The organism is Plantactinospora alkalitolerans (assembly GCF_015690345.1).
In the GTDB taxonomy this organism is placed as follows: domain Bacteria; phylum Actinomycetota; class Actinomycetes; order Mycobacteriales; family Micromonosporaceae; genus Plantactinospora; species Plantactinospora alkalitolerans.
The window spans coordinates 1-19,270 of record NZ_JADPUN010000040.1; the positions used below are offsets into that span (position 1 = coordinate 1).

Sequence of the window (19,270 nt, forward strand, 5' to 3'; positions counted from 1 at the left end):
CCGACGGGGTCGACGTTCCTCGACCTCCGACGGCTCCGGCGCCGACGGTGTCCAAGGTGTTGAACGGGCGTGCGGGGGTGGCGCCGGAGACCCGGCAGCGGGTCGAGGCACTGCTGCGTGAGCACGGTTACCAGCGCCCGGAGATGGTGCAGCGCACCCCGGGCGTCGAGGTCGTCTTCTTCGGCATGCAGAACGATCTGGCCGTCGAGATCATGCACGGCGTCGAGCAGGTCGCCGCGGAGAACAAGCTGGCCGTGAGCTTCCTCGACGTCATGCGTCAGATCTCTGCCGGTCATTCGTGGGCCGAGAGCCTGCTGGCTCGCCGTCCGACCGGCGTGATCACGGTCAACCTGGGCTTCACGCCGGCTCAGCAGTCCCTGCTGCGCGCCGGTGCCATCCCGCTGGTCGCGCTGGACCCGTCGGACCAGCCGATGCGGGGCGTCCCGTCGGTCGTGGCGACCAACTGGAGCGGTGGGATCGACGCCGCCCGGCATCTGCTCGACCTCGGCCACCGGCGGATAGCGGTGATCACCGGGCCGACCGAGCGCCTGGCCGCGAAAGCTCGGCTGGAGGGGGTCCGGACCGCTCTGGAAGCCGCCGGCCAGGCATTGGACGCCCGACTGCTGCGCTCCGGTCTGTCGTTCTCGTTCGAGGACGGTCTGAACCACGGACGCGAGCTGCTGAGGCTGGCCGACCGGCCCACCGCCGTGGTGTGCGGCAACGACCTACAGGCGTTCGGTGTGTACGAGGCGGCCCGGCAGGTGGGCCTGCGCATTCCCGACGAGCTCAGCGTGATCGGTTTCGACGATATCGCGTACGCCCAGTGGTGTGGCCCGGCGCTGACCACCGTGCGGCAGCCGTTCGCCGAGATGGGGGCGAAGGCCGCCAGCCTGGTGCTGACGCTCGCCGCCGGGCGGCCGCTCCCGCAGACCCGGGCCGAGGTCGAGACCACCCTGATACTGCGCGACAGTACCGCGCCGCCGACCGTCGGGTGAAACGTTTCCTTGCCAAGAGGGATCGGTTCTGAGAGTCTGAGGATCGATGATTGTCCATTCCTCAGACTCCTGCTTCGCATACCCCGACGTTCGGGCAAATTCGGCGACCTCGTTGCCTGACGCGACTCCGTCGCCGACCACGTAGGGATCCCCGCGAATGTGCGTGAGCCGTCATCCCCTCAGGAGACAAACTATGACCAGGTTCAGATCGACCAGGATCGGCTTGGTGTCGGCCACCGGTGCTGCCGTGCTGGCATCGGCGGCGGTTGCCGTGGCGTTGCCCGCGGGTGCGGCGGCCGCAGGCTGCTCGGTGAACTACGCCGTGTCGTCACAGTGGCAGGGCGGGTTCGGCGCCAACGTGTCGATCACCAACCTCGGCGACCCGTTGAGCGGTTGGACACTGACCTGGTCGTGGCCCGCCGGGCAGAGCGTGACGCAGGCGTGGAACGCCACGGTGACCCAGAGCGGCGCCGCGGTGACCGCCAGGAACGTGAGCTACAACGGCTCGATCGGCACCAACGCCTCGGTGTCCTTCGGCTTCAACGGCTCGTGGAACGGAAGCAACCCGGCCCCGTCCGCCTTCGCGCTCAACGGGGTGGCCTGCACCGGCGCGCCGGTGACCTCGCCGCCAACGGCCACGCCGTCCTCGCCGCAGGTCACGCCGTCCTCGCCGCAGGTCACGCCGTCCACGCCGCAGGTCACGCCGTCCACGCCACAGGTCACGCCGTCCACGCCGCCCAGCACGTGCACCCTGCCCGCGAGGTACCGCTGGACGTCATCGGGATCGCTGGCAAACCCGAAGTCCGGCTGGGTGTCACTGAAGGACTTCACCAACGTCGTCCACAACGGCAGGCACCTGGTCTACGGGTCGACGGTCAACTCGTCGGGGAACTACGGCTCGATGAACTTCACCCCGTTCACGAACTGGTCCGACATGGCTACGGCCGGCCAGAACGCGATGAGTGCGGGGACCGTGGCGCCCACGCTGTTGTACTTCGCCCCGAAGAACATCTGGGTCCTGGCCTACCAGTGGGGACCGACCTCGTTCAGCTACAAGACCTCCACCGACCCGACCAACGCCAACGGCTGGTCATCGGCGCAGACGCTGTTCACCGGGACCATCTCGGACGCTCCCTACGGCGTGATCGACCAGACGCTGATCGGTGACAGCCAGAACATGTACCTGTTCTTCGCCGGTGACAACGGCAAGATCTACCGAGCCAGCATGCCGATCGGCAACTTCCCCGGCAGCTTCGGCGCCTCGTACGCCACGATCATGACCGACACCCGGGAGAACCTGTTCGAGGGCGTCGAGGTCTACAAGGTGCAGGGCCAGAACCAGTACCTGATGCTGGTCGAGGCGATCGGCAGCCAGGGCCGCTACTTCCGCTCGTTCACGGCGACCAGCCTTAACGGCACGTGGACCCCGCAGGCCGCAACCGAGAGCAACCCGTTCGCCGGCAAGGCAAACAGCGGCGCCACCTGGACCAACGACATCAGCCACGGTGACCTGGTCCGCAGCAACTCCGACCAGACCAAGACCATCGATCCCTGCAACCTGCAACTGCTCTATCAGGGCAAGGACCCGAACGCCGGTGGTGATTACAACTCCCTGCCGTGGCGGCCGGGCCTGCTCACCCTGCAGCGATAGCGGCGGGACACAGCTCCGGCCCAGGATGTCCGACATTCGCGGCGGAGGCACGACGGCTTCGCAACGATGACCAGGTGGAGCATGATCCGGGCGGGCTCGGCGCAAGGCCGAGCCCGCCGCTCACGCCCCGTCCGCGAGCCGGGCAACCCGGGGTGCAGTGACCCTCGATTGAGGGTTCCCGACCGTCGTGTGCGGTAGGCCCGCCATAAAGTCTCCACCGGGCCGTCAAGGATACGATTCATAGACATGGCGCAGAACAGGCACACCGTGTCCGGAGACTTCGACCTGACGATGGACGAGCTTCGCGTCGTGGCGCGGTACGTGGTTCGGCACGCCGAGGATGTCCTGTCGGTCTTTGAACGGGCTGTTCCCGGTGACCCGCGCCCACGTGCGGCGATCGACGCGGCCTGGGCATTCGTCAACGGTGCCAACAGAACCACTCGGCAGCGTGCCACTTCCCTCGATGCTCATCGAGCCGCCCGGTCCGCACCCTCCGAAGCCACCCGACTGGCCGCGCGTTCCGCCGGTGACGCCGCGTCAGCCGCGTACCTGCACCCCATCGCCAGGGCCAGCCAGGTCGGCCACATTCTCCGAGCCTCCGCGAGCGCCGCGCGCATCGGGGAACTGGAGGCAGGCGGTGACCCCGCGATCGGGGATGCCCTGCTGGAACGGTCGCGGCAGCGTGCGACACCGGTGCTCGTCGACGTGCTCCGCCGCTACCCGCCCGCGACGGGTGGCGGCAGTCGGGTTGCCCGACTGATGAGCACTCTGGACCATTCCCTGCGCCAGGCGGCCGACCGGCCGCCGGGGCACACCGCATCGAGTCACACCGGCACGCGCGGAAGGGACGGCAAGTCATGATCCTGCCGAAGGTCCGGGACCCTCGCTTCGTGACGATCCGCCGTGGTGGGACTCTCACCGATGCCGATCACCGCCTCCTCGCGCTGTGGGCTGCCTCGTGTGCCGAGCACGTCCTCGACCTCTTCGAGTCGGCCCGGCCCGGGGATCCGCGCCCGCGCGACGCGATCGAGCACGCCCGGGCCTGGGCGCGTGGCGAGGTCAAGATGATGCAGGCTCGCGCGGCGGGCGGACACGCGATGGGAGCGGCCAGAGACCTGCGCGGGGCGGCCCGGCATGCCGCGTACGCCGCCGGCCAGGCCGCCGTCGTCGCCCACGTCGCGGCGCACGAACTGGGTGCGGCCGCCTACGCGATCAAGGCCGCGCGTGCGGCGGCACCGAAAGGCCAGAGCGAGGCCGCGGGGCGGGCCGAGTGCCGATGGCAGCGCGACCAGCTCCCGGAGGCGATCCGCGAGCTGGTACTTGACGACCAGAGGTTGCGCAATGACATCTGCTGGTCGGTGTTCCACTGTTGAAGTGGAGCGGGCAACGGGCGAGATGGCGCGTAGCTCCACACCGGCGAGACGATCAGGCTCAGGCAAAGGCCTCGTTGATTTCGACCAGGTGACCGTCCGGATCACGCAGAAAGGCCCTGATCTCGCCACCCCACTCGGGTTCGACCGGCTCACCGAGAAGCTCGACACCTGCCGCGACGAGGTCGGCACACGCGCGACGGCAGTCCGCGACCTGCACGACTATCGCGGCGACCACAGCGCTCGCCGTGTCGTCCGGCGCCCTGAGCGCGACCTTCGGTCGATCCGGCGGCGGGTCGCCCGCAGCGGCGAGATGCAGGATGCCCGTTCCGTTGGCGAGTTTCGCGTACCCGGACCACTCGACCGCGGGCCGGAACCCCAATCGCCGGTAGAACTCGACACTGCGCGCGACGTCCCGCACCACCATCAGGGGCGCAACACCCGAAGCCTGCACCACACCTCGCTTCTCCTGCCAGGAGCAACCGCGTGCCCGGACGACACTAACATCGACCAGTTTCGGGGTCGGCCGGCGTGGACGGCCGCCGGCCCGGCAGGCTCGTCTCTGCCTGCCGGGCCGGGAACGGATCCGAACTCGGGACCCGCGGGTCCCGGCGGCGGCGGGTCGGTGACCCGGCGCACCGATGTCTCAGCAGGTCAGCGTGCCACTCCGATGGTGCTGGCGTCGTGCCAGGTGGCCGGGTCGGTCGGGTTGTCGAAGCGGAGGCCGTCGGTGACCCTCCGCACGACGTCCACCCGGTTCCTGTTGTCGGAGATCTCGGCGAAGTAGTGGGCGTTGATGGCGCGGTCGCAGAAGTTCTCCTGGCAGGGATTGCGCGGGTTGGGGTGCGGGTTGGGGTCCGACGGCCCGGCCGGCGCGGTCTCGGTAACGATGATCTTCAGGCTGCCGCTGGCCTTCATCAGGTCGTCCTCGGTGAGCCTGTCGGTCAGGTTGGTGACCGGCACGGCGCTCTTCGAGAAGTACGCCTCGGAGATGCTGTCCCCGGCGTTCGTCGGGTTGAACCTTCCGATTCCGACGAGGCGATAGCCGGCCGGTACGCTGCCGAGCCGGTAGGGCACCCGGACGACCGACGGCTCGGCCGGGGTGAGCCCGTCGGCCAGCGCCAGCAGGTCCTTGGCCGGGTCGGCGGTGCGCAGCAGTTGGTTGGCCACCAGGGTCGCCCACGCGCCGTCGGCGTACTGCCACGCGAGTGCGGCCACCCTGACGGTACGGCTCGAGAAATTCTTACGGCCGTTCTCCACCCGTACCTCGGACACCTCCTTGTCGAACTCGGTCTGCAGGCCGGGCAGGTCGTCAACCCGCACCGGGGTGCCGGAGGTGAACCTGTCGGGCTTGAAGACGCCGGGCCGGTACACCGTCAGGGTCCCCACCGAACGGTCGTAGGACCTCTCCCAGGTCCCGGCGCTGTTGGTCACCTTCTGCCTCTCGACGCCGTCGAGGGTGAGAATCGACTCCTGGTACGCGGCCGTCGCGAAGACGGGGTCGCTGACGTGCAGCGGTCCCACGCTGTATCCCTTGATGGAGTACATGAACGGCTTCGCGAGGGTCGGGAACGTCACCGGTTCGGCGACGGGCGCGGCTTCCGCCGGGCCGGCAGCCGGACCGGTTTCGGCCGGACCCGCCGCGCCGGACAGGTACGGCGCGGACATGACCCCGGCGACCGCCAACGCGGCGACCGCGGCGACCCCGCCGGTCCAGCCGTACCGGCGGCGCCGTTGCAGGGACCGGCCGGCGGCGATGGCGTCGTCGGCGGTGAGCCGCGGTGGCGGGGCTTCCGCCGTCGCGCTGTCGAGGACGTCACGCAGGTCGTAGTTCATAGCTCTCCTCACTTGACATGGCGTTCCGGCCGGTGTGGATCTCCGCCACGCCCAGCGCCTTGCGCAGCGTGCTGAGTCCCCGTGCCGACTGGCTCTTGACGGTGCCGGTGGCCAGTCGGAGAGCCGTGGCGGTCTCCTCGACGCTGAGTCCCTCGTAGTAGCGCAGCACCAGCACCGCGCGTTGCCGGGGCGGAACCTGGAGCAATGCCTCGCGCAGGCGCAGTCGCTCGTCCGTGTTTCCGCTCGGGTCGGCAACGATCTGGTCAGGAAGGTTCCCGCCGACCGAGGTCTCCCGCCGCCACGGCCGGCGCCCCTCGTCGATCGCCGCGCGCACCACCATCCGCTGGGCGTAACCGAGTGGCGAGTCGATCCTGTGCCAGCGCACGTAGAGCTTCGCCAGCGACCTGGACACCGCGTCCTCGGCCGCCTGCCAGTCCCCGCAGGTCAGGTAGGCCAGTGCACGCAGGGCATCGAACCGTACCCGGAAGAACTCCCGGAACTCCTGCTCGTCGTCCCGATTCACGTTCCGCACCTCCCTTCGTCCGGGGAAGACGGTCCGGCCGATCCGCCGGGTTGCACGGTTCCCGATGATGGCTGAAATTGGACGGACCGATTCACCCGTACGCCCTGACCGGGCTCGCGGGGTGGGCGGGCGCGCGATAGTGTGCCCTCGGCGTCGGTGGAGCGTGGGGAGTAGGGATCTTGTCGAGTCTTCCCCTACGCCCGGACGACCCGGCCCACCTCGGCGGCTACGAGTTGATCGCTCGCCTCGGCTCGGGCGGCATGGGCACCGTCTTCCTGGGGCGTTCACCGCAGGGCCAACAGGTGGCGATCAAGGTCGTCCGAACCGAGTTCACCTCCGACACGGAGTTCCTCGGCCGGTTCCGCAGCGAGGTCAGCCGGGCCCGGCAGGTGCCGCCGTTCTGCACCGCCGAGGTGCTCGGCGCCGACCTCGACCACAGTCCGCCGTACCTGGTCGTCGAGTACGTCGACGGGCCGAACCTGTCCGACGTCGTCCGCGAGCGGGGGCCGCTCTCGCCAGGTGCGCTGCACAGCGCCGCGCTCGGCATCGCCACCGCACTGGCCGCGATCCATGGTGCCGGGGTCATCCACCGCGACCTCAAGCCGGGCAACGTGCTCTTCGCGCTGGGCGGCCTCAAGGTGATCGACTTCGGCATCGCCCGGCCGCTGGAGGCGACCAGCCAGCACACCCGTACGGATCAGATCGTCGGGACCGTTTCCTACATGGCGCCGGAACGGTTCGACGAGCAGCCCGGCCCGCGGATCAGTCCCGCCTCCGACATCTTCGCCTGGGGCGCGGTGGTCACCTACGCGGGCACCGGCCGGACGCCGTTCGCCGCGGACTCGGCGCCGGCCACCGCGTTGCGCATCCTGACCCAGCCTCCGATTCTGACCGGCCTGTCCGAGCCGCTGCGCGGCATCGTCGAGCGGACTCTCGCCAAGGACCCGGCCGAGCGGCCAACCGCCCGGGAGCTGCTCGACCTGCTCCTGGCCGCCGAGCCGGCGAACGGCACGGCGCCGACCCGGCCGGTGGTACCGGGCGCGGTACCACCCCGTTCCGCACGGGTGGCGCCGATCGCCCCGGTCGCGCCGGGGCGGGACGGTGGTGAGCAGGCCGGCCGGCCACGCCGCCGCGCGTTCACCCGTGGGATCGTCGCCGTGGCCGCTCTCGCCGTCCTGCTGCCGGCCGGTCTCCTCGGCTACAAGCTGCTGCTGCCGCCGGGCGACGCCGACGACGGTACGCCGAAGGGTGCCTCGTCGTCCGGCAGCTCGACGGGCTCGCCGAAACCGTCGCCCGCCGGCACCTCGGCCGGCTCGCCGAAGCCGTCGCCCGTACCGACCGGGAACGCCGCCATCCTGGAGGGAACCCGGCGCACCCTCATCCACTTCGTGGAGATGGACAAGGATCTGGCCCTGCCGCTGCCGGACCAGGTGGAGACGTCCGACGGCACCGGCAAGGACGCGGTCTTCGCCCTCGTGCCGGTGGGCGTGGATTACATGATCAAGTCGATGCAGCCCAACTACGGCGCGCAGACGTGCCTCGGCGTGAAGATCAACCCGTCGGACTGGGCAACGCTCGTCGGGACCGAATGCCGGCCCACCAAGGCGACACTCTTCTCGATCACCTCCACGGGCAAGCGGGACGACAAGGGGCGGCCGACGTACACGATCTTCAACGACGACGAGGGTCTCGTGCAGTGGTCGGAGTCCGAGTCGGAGATCTACGTGCAGTTTCCCGGCGACGCCCCACCCAACGCGACGTTCAGCTTCGTCGACCGGGGGCCGATCAAGCAGTAACCAGCCGGATCAGGCCAGGTCCGCGTCGTGGACCAGCAGGGCGACCTGCACCCGGTTGTTCAGCTCCAGCTTGGTCAGCAGCCGCGAGACGTACGCCTTCACGGTGGCCACGCTCATGAACAGTGCGGACGAGATCTCGGCGTTCGACCAGCCCCGGCCGATGGCGACCGCCACCTCGCGCTCCCGGTCGGTGAGTCCGGCGAGCAGCCGTACCGCCCGGTCCCGCCGGAGGTCGGCATCCCGGCGGCCGGGCGTACCCGAACCGGTCACGTGTGCGATGAGGCGACGGGTCACGGTCGGGGACAGCGTCGCCTCGCCGGCCGCGACCCGGCGGATCGCCTGCACGATCTCCGCCGGCGGGGTGTCCTTGAGCAGGAACCCGCTCGCACCGGCCCGAAGGGCACGCAGCACGTACTCGTCGACGTCGAACGTGGTCAGCACCAGCACCTCGGGAGGCTGCGGCGTACGACGCAGCGCCTCGGTCGCGGCCAGTCCGTCCATCCGGGGCATCCGGATGTCCATCAGCACCACGTCGGGGTGGTACGCCACGACCGCCGGCAACACCTCGGTGCCGTCGGACACCTCCCCCACCACCCGCAGGTCCGGCACCCCGCCGAGGATCATCGACAGGCCGGCCCGGACCAGCGCGTCGTCGTCCACGATCAACACCCGTACCGGCGGTGTCCGCCCGGGCGCCGGCCCCGACTCCCGCCCCTGCCCCGACTCCCGGCCTGACGTCGGTGACGGTGACGGCGACGGCGGCGGGGCGACGTGTTCGGTGTTCACGACGGCCACGGTAGCCAGGCCGCCAGCCGGAAGTCACCCGAGTCGGTCCGCCCATGTTCCAACCAGCCCCCGAGCAGCGCGGTCCGTTCGGTCAGCCCGACCAGCCCGGTACCGGTGCCCGGGATCGGGGGCCCGGCCGGCTGGCCCACCGGCCACCGGTTCCGGACCTCGACGCTGAGGCCGACCCCCGGCCGCCCCCGTGCGGTCACCGTGACGGTGGTGCCCGGGGCGTGCTTGCGGGCGTTGGTCAGCCCTTCCTGCACGATCCGGTACGCGCCCCGCCCGATCCCGGCCGGCGCCGTTCCCGTCATGGTCAACTCGGTCCGCAGGGTGACCCGCATGCCCGCCTCCTGCGACTCCGCGACCAGCGCCGGCAGGTCGTCCAGGGTCGGCTGCGGTCGTTCGGGCGCCCCGGCGGTCCGCTGCGCCGGCACCGGCCCGATCGAGGTCGGGCCCGACGGCTCCACCACCGGGTACGGCGGATCGGGCGGATACGGCGCACCCCGTCCCCCGAGTTCGCGTTCCGGCTCGACACGCTGGCCGAGTTCCGGATCATCGGCCTCGGGCGGATCGTCCCGGAGTACGCCGATCACCTCGCGCAGGTCCTGCAACGCCTGGTGGGCACTGGTCCGGATCACCCCCGCCGCTCGGGCGATCTCCTCCGGCGGCGCGTCGGGCCTGAACTCCAACGCCCCGGCGTGCAGGCTCAGCAGGGAGATCCGGTGCGCCAGCACATCGTGCATCTCCCGGGCGATCCGGGTCCGTTCCAGCCGCCGGGCCGCCTCGACCCGCAGCCGCTGCTCGGCCTCGGCCCGGTACGCCCGGTCCCGCCAGGACACCACGAGCTGCCGCCGGGCCCGGATGAACATCCCCCAGGCCAGCATCGACGCCGTCAGCGCCGCGCTGAGCGTCATCCCGAACCAGGGCCCCTCATTCGGGTCCGGATTGCGGAACTCGTAGAGCACGGCGACCCCGAGGTGCGCCGCGAGCAGCGGGCCCGCCACCGCCAGCCGGCGGTGCACCACCAGGCTGAGCAGGATGATCCCGGTGGCGATCCCGGACGGGGTGGAGAAGAGCGCCACCGGCAGCGCGGCGAGGGCCAGCCCGACCGGCCAGCGACGCCGGACCCAGAGCCCGAGGCAGAGCGCCGTCGTCAGCACCACGTCGATCGCGACCGCCAACTCCGAGTCGGCCCGGTCCGCCACCAGGGCCGGCTGCGGCCGCAGCACGTCCCAGAACGCGATCACCCCGAAGCCGGAGGCGATCAGGAAGCAGAGCGTGTCGACCACCCAGTCCCGGGTCGACCGCCGGGGTCGACGGCCCGGGCTGCCCAGATCCGCGGTGAGGGTGGCCGGCAGCAGCCAGGGATGCTCGGGGAGCACCGGCACACCAGTCATCACGCCATGCTACTGAGCGTCACGAGCTGTGGACACCGACCAAAGTCGATGCCGGGAACTAGCCGAAGGTCGCCGGGTCTCGACCGCTGGCCGCAGCGCCCGGCCGGTCGGCCCGGGCAGGCTGAACCGCATGATTACCGTCGAACGACTGAGCAAACGGTACGGCCGGCACACCGCCGTCGAGGACGTGTCGTTCCACTGCGAACCGGGCACCGTGACCGGTTTTCTCGGCCCGAACGGCGCCGGCAAGTCCACCACCATGCGGATGATCTGCGGGTTCACCCCGCCGTCCGCCGGCACCGCCACGGTCAACAACGTCGACTACCGTCAGCTACCGAACCCGGGGCGCCAGGTCGGGCTGCTGCTCGACGCCGGGGCCCAGCACCCCGGGCGGACCGGTCGGGAGACGCTGACCCTCTCCGCGAAGATCATGGGCGTACCCCGGCGTCGGGTCGACGAATGCCTGGACCAGGTCGGCCTGAACGCGGTCGCGGCGGGGCGCCGGGTCCGGGCGTACTCGTTGGGGATGCGCCAGCGGCTCGGCCTGGCGCAGGCACTGCTCGGTGACCCCCGGGTCCTGATCCTCGACGAGCCGGCGAACGGGCTCGACCCCGAGGGCATCTACTGGATGCGCGGCCTGCTCCGGGACTTCGCCGACCGGGGCGGCACGGTACTGCTCTCCTCGCACCTGCTCCGGGAGGTGGAGGCGGTGGCCGACCGGCTGGTGGTGATCGGCGCCGGCCGGGTCGTCGCGCAGGGCAGCAGGGACGAACTGCTGGCCGGAACCGGAGCGCTGGTCCGGGCCCGTGATCCGGAGGCGCTCCGTGCCGCCGTCGACCGGGCCGGGCTGCCGGTGCGGTCGAGCACCGACGGCGGCCTGCTGGTCGACGCCGAGCCCGGTGCGGTCGGGCAGGCCGCCGCCGACTCCGGGGTGGCGTTGCTGGAGTTGCGCCCGGCCGAGAGCGCCGGCCTCGAACAGATCTTCCTGTCCCTGACCGCCGGTGATTCCGTACGAGAGGCCGTGAAGTGACAATCGACAACACATCGACGTCGACCGCCGTTTCCACCGGACCGGGTGCGGTGAACCGGTCGGGTTCCCGTCGACCGGCGGACGGGCCGGGGGCGGACCTGGGCCGACCCTCACTGCTCCGGTTGACCGGGGTCGAACTTCGCAAACTCGCGGACACCCGGGCCGGCTACTGGTTGCTGATCACCATCGGCCTGATCTCGGTGGCGATCATGGCTGTGATGCTCATCTTCACCCCCGACGCCGACCAGCAGTTCGCGAACTTCTTCGCGCTGGCACAGGTCCCGGTCGGCATCCTGCTGCCGATCCTGGGCATCCTGCTGGTCACCAGCGAGTTCTCCCAGCGCACCACGCTCACCACGTTCGCCCTGGTACCGCAGCGGCACCGGGTGGTCCTCGCCAAGGTGTCCGCCGGGGTGGTCGCGGGGCTGATCTCGGCACTGGTCACCCTGGGTACGGCGGCGGCCGGGACCCTGATCGCCAGCCTCGGCGGTACCGACGACCTCTGGTCCGCCGTGCCGGGGCCGCTGCTCGGCGCGGCGGTGTTCCAGGTGGTCAGCGTGCTGATGGGCATCGCGTTCGGCCTGCTGTTCCAGAACACGCCGCTCGCCATCGTGCTCTCCCTGGTACTGCCCATCGCGTGGTCCGCCCTCGGCGGGATGATCAGCGGGCTGCGTACCGCCGCCACCTGGCTCGACACCGGCCTCACCACCGCCCCGTTGATCGAACCGCCGGGCGCCGGCGAACTCGGCGCCGGGCAGTGGGCCCGACTCGGAGTCTCGGTCACGGCCTGGGTACTGCTGCCGCTGGTCGCGGGGCTGGTCCGGACGATGCGCCGCGAGGTGTCCTGAGGTGGCCGCCGACGGTGCGTCCACCGCCGGTGGCTCGGCGACGCCGGCCCGGCCGGGGATCACGGTTGCCGAACCGACAATGGTCGTGGCCCTGGTCTGGATCACGTTCCCGCTGCTCGGCGCCGGCCTCCTCTGGCTGCTCCAGTGGTCCGCAGGGTGGATCGCGTCGATCCGCTGGATCCCGATGCGGGGGCCGTTTCTGCTGGTCGACGCGGTCCACGAGCCGTGGGCCACCGGTGGTGCGCTGCTGCTCGGTGTGCTGGGTGGCCTGGTCGTCGCCGGCATGGCCGCCGCCGAACGGCTGGTCGTGACCGTCGCCGCCGACCGGGTCACCCTGGTCCGGGGCGACGGCCCCGACCGGCACATCGAACGGGACCGGATCGGGGAGGTCTTCCGGGACGGCAAGCAGCTCGTCGTCCTCGGTGTCGACACCGAGGAACTCGCCCGGGAGTCGTCGGACCTGTCGGCCGACCGGCTGCGGGAGGCCTTCGAGGCGTACGGCTACCGCTGGTCGGCCGGCCGAGCCCCGACCCCGGAGCGGAATCCCGGGTCGTCCACCCCGGAGGCCGGCTGAGAGCGGTCCGACCACGGCGGCGACGATCGTTGCCGCCGTTTCCGCCCTGGCAGTAGGGTTCGGCGAATGAGCCTCCAGCGCAGTGTGGACCCTGGTCAGGTCGGCTTCGACCCGGCGAGGCTGGCCCGGATCGACGCGCACTTCGCCCGTTACGTGGACACCGGCGCGCTGGCCGGTTGGCAACTGATGGTGACCCGGCGCGGCGAGATCGCGCACGCCTCGACGTACGGGCTCCGGGATCGGGAGGCCGGAAAGCCGGTCGAGCCCGACACGCTCTGGCGGATCTATTCGATGACCAAGCCGATCACGTCGGTGGCGGCGATGATCCTCTGGGAGGAGGGACGGCTCCAGCTCACCGACGAGATCAGCCGCTGGCTGCCGGAGTTCGCCGACGTCCGGGTCTACGACCGGGGATCGACGCTGAAGCCGTACACGGTGCCGGCGATCGAGCCGATCCGGGTCTGGCACCTGCTCACCCACACCGCCGGCCTGACGTACGGCTTCCTCCAGACCTCGGTGGTCGACGGGCTCTACCGGGCGGCCGGGTACGACCTGTACCCCCCGGCCGGATTCGACCTCGCCACCGCCGTCGCCGGCCTGGCCCGGCTGCCGCTGCTCTTCCAGCCCGGCACAGCGTGGGGCTACTCGGTCGCCACCGACGTGCTCGGCCGGCTCGTCGAGGTGGTCTCCGGACAGTCGCTGGACACCTTCCTCGCCGAGCGGGTCCTCGGACCGCTGGGCATGACCGACACCCGCTGGTGGGCCGAGGGCCCGGACGCGGAGCGGCTGGCGGCCTGCTACGCCCCCGACCCGACCAGCGGTCAGGCGGTCCGGTACGACACCATCGGCCGGTTGGCGCTGCAGAAGCCGGAACTGCTCGCCGGCGGAAGTGGCCTGCTGTCGACCGCCGCCGACTACCACCGGTTCACCCAGTTCCTGCTGCGCGGCGGTGAACTGGACGGAGTACGACTGCTCGGTCCCCGTACCGTCCGGTTCATGACCCGCAACCACCTGCCGGGCGGGCAGGATCTGGGTCGGCTCTCCGCCGGAGGGTTCGCCGAGACCACGTTCGAGGGAATCGGGTTCGGGCTCGGCTTCGCGGTGGTGGAGGATCCGGTGCCCAGCCGGGCGCCGAGCAGCGTCGGCGAGTACTACTGGGGCGGCGTGGCGAGTACGGCGTTCTGGGTCGACCCGGTCGAGGAGATCACCGCGCTGATCTTCACCCAGCTCGTCCCGTCCAGCACCTACCCGCTGCGTGCGGAGCTGCGCCAGCTCGTCTACTCGGCCATTGTCGACTGACCGCCGGCCCGGTCCCACCGGAAGACCGCGCCCGGCAGCGACCCCGTCTGCACGTCGGGCGGTGCTGGCGCGGCCGGAGTAGCGTGCACGATGATCGCACTCGGGGGAGGTCGCCATGGCGATGAAGGCGAAGCGGGTCAGCCTGCTGGACATCGGGCTGGACTCCTCGTTCGACGCGGCGATGACGTTCGTCCAGTCGACACTGCAGAACATCAACGCCGAACACCCGCAGCCGATCGTCGACATCGACTTTGTCCGGTCGCGTGACCCGGACACGGTGCTGACCGCGTTCACCGCGTCCTGCGACGTGCTGCACGTGATGGCGCACGGTGATCACAGCAGCACACCGACGTTCGCGAGCAGCGACGGCCGGACCAAGATCTCGCTGGAGGCGTTGGGCGAGGAGGCGGCCAGCCGGGGGCGCGGGATCTCGGCCCACGCGATCCTCGCCGACGGCTGCAAGACCGGCACCGGGGCCTGGCAGAAGGCGGTCCGGGACTGTCTACAGGACGAGGTCACCTACATCGGCACCTCGGCACAGATCGGCTGGCACGAGAGTGGGGTCTTCTGCTCGGCGTTCTACGGCGCCCTGTTCCGCAACCGGGGTCGAGGCATGACCCGGGCCGAGCAGGCGCAGGACGCCGCCGAACGGGCGATCGAGGCGTACACCCTGCTCACGGACCGGAACTGCCCGTTCCGGGTGCTCACGCTCACCCCGAGCCGGTGGGCCCGGATGGCCCTGGCCTGAACGTCCGGAACGCCGGAACGCCGGAACGCCGGAACGCCGGATCAAAGCGGGACGCCCAGGCGGGCCGAGACGCTCACACGGGCCGAGACGCTCACGTGGGCCGAGACGCTCACACGGGCCGAGACGCTCACGCGGGCCGAGTGGTCAGGCGGCCGAGCGTGGTGGCGCCGTCCGGGAGAACCGCGTCCCGCCGCCCGTTCGGCGCGACGACGCAGCGCCCGTCCTCGACGACGTCGGCGGCGTGATCGCCTGCTGCCAGTGGTCCAGCATCGGCAGCCGGTCCCAGCCCACCTCGCGCCGCCGGGAGGCGGCGGCAGCACACCGGGCCCGCCAGCTCCACTGGTTGAGCTGGACGGACGGGCCGGTCAGTTCCGTACGCAGGTCGAGCAGGACGTCGACACAGTGCTGGAGCACCACACCGTCCCGCCCTGCCTCTCGGCTCACCAGCCAGTTCAGGTCCCGTCCCCCGCAGGTCGGGCAGCCGCAGTGCCACATGCCGTTGTCCGGATGTCGCCGCATGGTCGCCTCGATCACCGCCAGCGGCTGGTACGAGAGGCAGTGCCGGATCAGCGCCGACGGGCGGGCGGGCCGGAGCGGCGGCAGGGCGCCGGTCGGCAGGGACCCGGCCGGCCGGCGCGGGTCGAACCGGCGCAGCCCCGGCTCGGTGCCGATCGCCACCGCGGTCGCCCCGGAGCCGAGTGCGCCGAGGCCGGGCAGGTCCGACCGGAGCACCAGCACAGGTACGCCGCAGTCGAGGAGTTGCAGCAGGCCCCGTACGGCCCCGACCGGATCGACCGGATCGACCAGCTCCACCGGCTCGACCGGCTCGACCGGTTCCTCGAGGACGATCGCGATCGGTACGCCGAGGGCCGTCACGTACCGCAGCAGCGTCTGCCGGGCGTACCGGTCGGCGAGCCAGGCCGGGTGCATGGGCAACAGCGCGATGGCGTCACCGAGCCGGGCGGCGCGTTCGAGGATCCCGACGAGTCCTTCCATGTCGTCCGGGGCGAGATAGCCCGAGTCGGTCAGTACCGGCAACCCCAGTTCCCGCTGGTACTGGATCCACCGCTGGTCGAACGGGGCGGCGGCGGTCAGTCGGCCGTCCCCGGCGTACCGGGCGGCGTCGAGCAGCAGCGGGGCACGGTGGTGATCCACCTCCAGCAGGTGCCGGGCCCGGTCGAGGCAGCCACGCAGGTTGCCCCGCTCGGCGGTGAGAACCAGGCCAACGCCCGCCCGGCCGGTCACCCCGGCCAGTTGGGTGACCTGGCTGGTCCGACACTGTAGGAGCAGGCTGCGGTCGAGGTCACCGATCCGCCGCCCGGTGCCGGTCAACTGCCCGTTTCGTTCCCGCGCCACGAGCACCACCCCGCTGATCGTCATCAAGACATTGATCACCATGAGTGTTTATATGGTAACTCGACGCAATTGGATGTACGCCGGAGCGGCGGTCCTTTGGCAGATTACGGAAAGTGCCTTGGCTGGCGGCAGGGGTTCCGCTATTGGCGTGCGACGCGGAAGGCCGGAAGAACCGGAATCCGGCCTCCGATCTCCCGGTGGAAATCCGCAGGAACCCGGCCGGGGTAGCATGACCCGCCGTGGGCCTGCCAGGGTCGTGGGCTGTCACGCCCCCCGGTAGGTCTTCGCTCAGACACGACGAATCTCAAGGGGTGTCCCGATGCCGGACTCCAGTACTCCCCGGGCCGACCAGGCCCAACCAGAACCCGAGGTCGAACGTCCCACGGAGGCCGCGACAGGATCCCCCGGGACCGAGGGCGCGACAGACACCGCAACATCCGAACCGGTGGACCCCGAGGTGGCCGAGCCGGACGGCGAGGACCCCAGCTTCGAGAACCGCGCCGCCCGCCGCGCCAAGGGCAAGGGCCCGGCCGCGCAACAGCGGGCCCACGGCACCACCAAGCAGTCAGGCGGGCGCGGCTCGGTCCAGGGGCCCCGGCAGTGGGGCAACCGCCGCACCGGTTGAGCAGGTCGGCCTCGTGCGGGGCGGGTGCCGGGCAACGGTCCGCGCACCAGCGAGGTGGAGACGCACCGGGACGGCGACCCGATTGGCGGCCGGAGTTGCCCCGGCCGCCATCGGGTACCTGGTTACCTCGGTGCGGACGTTCGCGCCGCCGGAATCAACGACCGGCCGCGCCGAACCCCGTCCGCTCAGAGCGCCATTTCGCGCCACTCAGGGCGGCCGCCGAGCCAGGCGTCCGCGAGAATGCGCGCAGACGCCTCACCGGGGCACTGTTGCACCTTTGAGCGCCCATCGGCGCCGCCCATCTGGGCCTCTACTTCCCATCGTTGCCCATCCGTACGGATGTACACGTCGCGCCGTGAGCGCAGACCCCGATCGCCGTTCCACCAGTGCCGCTCGACTCTCACCCAGCCACGGTATAGCACGGACGGACCCGCTGGATATCCTCAATCAGGAAACCCGGCCCCGGATGACCGTACGGACTTCGTCGGAGAGCCGGACGGCCGATCGCCGGCATAGCCGAACGCCGATCGACGGAATGTGGAATTGGCACCGGGGCGGGCTGGGATCGGCCGTCAACTACGGGGGAAGATGACGGCCGGCTGCGGGCACCCGCCCCGGGCCTCTTCGAAGCCGGCCCCCCGCAACGCCGCGGGTACGCCGACCGCTGTCCGGTCCACCGCCCAGCCGGCGGGGAGGGCCCACCGGACGTCAGGTCGCGCGGCGGACCGACCACAGAAGCATGCGGCCCGCCAAGACGACGATGTCGGACAATCCGTCCGATGCTCGCGGAAACCGGCTCCGAGCGCGACTCGGATCCCGCCCGGGCCACGCCGCTACTCCAGGCTCGGCGCCGGGTCGGCCCGCCCGGCCGGTACCCCCGGTCGCGGCACCCCGTCGGCCGGTCCCCCCGGTCGCGGCACCCCGTCGGCCGGTACGTCGACGGCCGCCGGCAGGGCGGCGAGCCGACCCTGCACCCGGTCGGCGCGGGTCCGAAGCACCTGCCGGGCGTCCAGGCCGAGGCTCTCGATCGCGACCAGGGCGGTCAGCGCTACGTCGGCCAGCTCGCCCGCCACGTCGTCCAGGCTGTGCGTGACGCCCTTGCGGGGGTTCTGCCCGGTCATTCCGATCCAGGCACCGGCCGCCTCACCGGCCTCCTCGGTGACCTTGAGGATGCGACAGGTCAACTCGGAACCACCGGTGCCGTTCACCTGGTCAAGCCAGGCGCGTACGGCGCGGACGGTTCCCCAGGTGGCGTCACTCACCGGCCCACCGTATCGGCACCGGCCCCGCGCAGGTCCTCGTCGCGCACTCTGACGCGGCCCCGCCGGCACCGACCACCGGTCGACCGCGACTTCGCCGGGGACGGCGACCGATGCAGGAGCGTCGGTTTGCGTCCGGTGACTACTCTCCGCTTTCGTCACTGTGCGCAGTGGTGCGGCCTGGAGAGCGGCCCCCCATGTGGCGCAACATCGGTCGTATCGCCCTGTTCCATCGCCGACGGGTCAACAGTAAGTTAGCTGCACAGACAATTACTGTCTCGCGAGATGCAACTTGCACCCCCGACATGCCACCCTCGCCGCAGGGGCACTCGCGCGTCAGACCGGCCGCCGCCCGGCCTCGCCGTCTATCCGGATGACGGCGCCACGGGCAGTGACGTTCACATCAAGAATGGAGGCGCTGCCAGTGGCGACCCACCACCTGACCCGGCCGCTGAGTACCCGCGCGGGCAAGGAACCCTTTGATCTTTCCGCTCCGGCCGACCGTCCGGTCGACCTCGCATCCGCCGCGCGCCGGTCGCGCCAGGTCGAGGAGCGGTGCTGACCGTGACCCACTCCCACGACGCCGGATCGGGGCCGTTCGACAACCCGCTGCCGCGCCGCCACCCGGGTGCGGGACTCGACAGCAACGGAGAGGCGATGCCGGAGGTGGTCCTCGACGAGGTCTCCCGGTCGTCCTCCGACGCGTTCGGCGGTACGGGCCGGCACGCCCATCCGGGCCAGTCGGCCGTGTACGCCGAACTCGGCGTACTGCGGGACCGGGTGCCCGGGGTACGGGGTGCCGTCCTCGCCGGCATCGACGGGCGACTGATCGGGCACGACCTCACCGCCGGACCCGAACCCCTGGACCTGGCCGCACTCGCGGCGACCACCTTCGGGCTCGGCCGGCAGTGCGGCCTGACCCTGCAACAAGGCCCCTTGCGCGAACTGACCGTCCACAGCCACCAGGGCTACTTCACCGTGTACGGGGTGAGCGACCACGTTCTGCTCGCCGTGCTCGGCGACGACCGGCTGAATGTGTCCTGGTTGCATCTGGAGGCGGCACCGGTCGCCGAGCGGCTCGCTGACCTGCTGCACGTCGGCGGCACCGCGTAGCAGCATGGGCTGGGGCCGGCACCGGATCTCCTCCGGTGCCGGCCACCCGCCCAGCCCTCCGTGG

General features: G+C 71.1%; 19 protein-coding genes. 12 read left to right on the forward strand and 7 right to left on the reverse strand.

The genetic code is table 11. From position 1 onward, the window contains the following. From I0C86_RS01885 to I0C86_RS01900, 4 genes are all read left to right on the forward strand, one after another. A partial coding sequence (locus I0C86_RS01885; protein ID WP_196199427.1) for a LacI family DNA-binding transcriptional regulator occupies positions 1-995 on the forward strand: 995 nt, incomplete at its 5' end. A 193-nt stretch (positions 996-1,188) separates the two neighbouring features. Beyond that, entirely contained in the window at positions 1,189-2,646 is a 1,458-nt protein-coding gene (locus I0C86_RS01890) for a non-reducing end alpha-L-arabinofuranosidase family hydrolase (RefSeq protein WP_196199428.1), read from the forward strand. Positions 2,647-2,892: 246 nt separating this feature from the next. After that, positions 2,893-3,507: a putative immunity protein gene (locus I0C86_RS01895; protein WP_230393380.1), complete on the forward strand. Its 615-nt coding sequence runs from the start codon at positions 2,893-2,895 to the stop codon at positions 3,505-3,507. Next, positions 3,504-4,019 carry a putative immunity protein gene (locus I0C86_RS01900; protein ID WP_196199429.1) on the forward strand — a complete coding sequence of 172 codons (516 nt, stop codon included), beginning with the start codon at positions 3,504-3,506 and terminating at the stop codon, positions 4,017-4,019. The genes I0C86_RS01895 and I0C86_RS01900 overlap by 4 nt, the downstream gene beginning before the upstream one ends. Before the next feature lie 58 nt (positions 4,020-4,077). On the opposite strand, the gene I0C86_RS01905 is transcribed toward I0C86_RS01900, so the two are convergent. From I0C86_RS01905 to I0C86_RS01915, 3 genes are all read right to left on the reverse strand, one after another. Further along, positions 4,078-4,473, reverse strand: a complete 396-nt coding sequence (locus I0C86_RS01905; protein WP_196199430.1) for a VOC family protein — start codon at positions 4,471-4,473, stop codon at positions 4,078-4,080. 197 nt (positions 4,474-4,670) lie between these two features. After that, entirely contained in the window at positions 4,671-5,852 is a 1,182-nt protein-coding gene (locus tag I0C86_RS01910; RefSeq protein ID WP_196199431.1) for a hypothetical protein, read from the reverse strand. Further along, positions 5,833-6,375, reverse strand: a complete 543-nt coding sequence (locus tag I0C86_RS01915; protein ID WP_196199432.1) for a SigE family RNA polymerase sigma factor — start codon at positions 6,373-6,375, stop codon at positions 5,833-5,835. The genes I0C86_RS01910 and I0C86_RS01915 overlap by 20 nt, the downstream gene beginning before the upstream one ends. 179 nt (positions 6,376-6,554) lie before the next feature. On the opposite strand from I0C86_RS01915, the gene I0C86_RS01920 reads away from it, so the two are divergent. Next, on the forward strand, positions 6,555-8,171 hold the full coding sequence (locus I0C86_RS01920) for a serine/threonine protein kinase (RefSeq protein ID WP_230393381.1): 1,617 nt from the start codon (positions 6,555-6,557) through the stop codon (positions 8,169-8,171). A gap of 9 nt (positions 8,172-8,180) precedes the next feature. Here I0C86_RS01920 and I0C86_RS01925 read toward each other — a convergent pair whose 3' ends face one another. Next, a complete protein-coding gene (locus I0C86_RS01925) occupies positions 8,181-8,957 on the reverse strand; it encodes a response regulator transcription factor (protein WP_196199433.1) in 777 nt (258 codons plus the stop codon). After that, on the reverse strand, positions 8,954-10,354 hold the full coding sequence (locus I0C86_RS01930; protein WP_196199434.1) for a sensor histidine kinase: 1,401 nt from the start codon (positions 10,352-10,354) through the stop codon (positions 8,954-8,956). The genes I0C86_RS01925 and I0C86_RS01930 overlap by 4 nt, the downstream gene beginning before the upstream one ends. A gap of 130 nt (positions 10,355-10,484) precedes the next feature. Here I0C86_RS01930 and I0C86_RS01935 point away from each other — a divergent pair, with 130 nt between their 5' ends. The 5 genes from I0C86_RS01935 to I0C86_RS01955 all read left to right on the forward strand — a co-directional run bounded on the left by I0C86_RS01935 (position 10,485) and on the right by I0C86_RS01955 (position 14,853). Next, positions 10,485-11,384: an ABC transporter ATP-binding protein gene (locus I0C86_RS01935; RefSeq protein ID WP_196199435.1), complete on the forward strand. Its 900-nt coding sequence runs from the start codon at positions 10,485-10,487 to the stop codon at positions 11,382-11,384. 50 nt (positions 11,385-11,434) lie between these two features. Beyond that, positions 11,435-12,232: an ABC transporter permease gene (locus I0C86_RS01940; RefSeq protein ID WP_196199442.1), complete on the forward strand. Its 798-nt coding sequence runs from the start codon at positions 11,435-11,437 to the stop codon at positions 12,230-12,232. Position 12,233: 1 nt separating this feature from the next. Further along, complete coding sequence (locus I0C86_RS01945; protein ID WP_196199436.1) at positions 12,234-12,806, forward strand: YqeB family protein; 573 nt, start codon at positions 12,234-12,236, stop codon at positions 12,804-12,806. Positions 12,807-12,872: 66 nt separating this feature from the next. Further along, the gene (locus tag I0C86_RS01950) at positions 12,873-14,105 is read left to right on the forward strand and encodes a serine hydrolase domain-containing protein (RefSeq protein WP_196199437.1); all 1,233 of its coding nucleotides are present in this window, start codon (positions 12,873-12,875) and stop codon (positions 14,103-14,105) included. A 115-nt stretch (positions 14,106-14,220) separates the two neighbouring features. Continuing rightward, on the forward strand, positions 14,221-14,853 hold the full coding sequence (locus I0C86_RS01955; protein WP_230393382.1) for a hypothetical protein: 633 nt from the start codon (positions 14,221-14,223) through the stop codon (positions 14,851-14,853). 144 nt (positions 14,854-14,997) lie between these two features. Here the strand turns inward: I0C86_RS01955 and I0C86_RS01960 are convergent, their stop codons facing one another. Next, complete coding sequence (locus tag I0C86_RS01960) at positions 14,998-16,251, reverse strand: hypothetical protein (RefSeq protein ID WP_196199438.1); 1,254 nt, start codon at positions 16,249-16,251, stop codon at positions 14,998-15,000. A gap of 403 nt (positions 16,252-16,654) precedes the next feature. On the opposite strand from I0C86_RS01960, the gene I0C86_RS01965 reads away from it, so the two are divergent. Beyond that, positions 16,655-16,834: a hypothetical protein gene (locus I0C86_RS01965; protein ID WP_196199439.1), complete on the forward strand. Its 180-nt coding sequence runs from the start codon at positions 16,655-16,657 to the stop codon at positions 16,832-16,834. Between the two features lie 833 nt (positions 16,835-17,667). Here I0C86_RS01965 and I0C86_RS01970 read toward each other — a convergent pair. Continuing rightward, on the reverse strand, positions 17,668-18,096 hold the full coding sequence (locus tag I0C86_RS01970) for a MazG-like family protein (RefSeq protein ID WP_230393383.1): 429 nt from the start codon (positions 18,094-18,096) through the stop codon (positions 17,668-17,670). A 552-nt stretch (positions 18,097-18,648) separates the two neighbouring features. Between I0C86_RS01970 and I0C86_RS01975 the strand changes: the two genes are divergently transcribed. Then, the gene (locus I0C86_RS01975) at positions 18,649-19,206 is read left to right on the forward strand and encodes a roadblock/LC7 domain-containing protein (RefSeq protein WP_323373419.1); all 558 of its coding nucleotides are present in this window, start codon (positions 18,649-18,651) and stop codon (positions 19,204-19,206) included. Positions 19,207-19,270 lie beyond the last annotated feature (64 nt).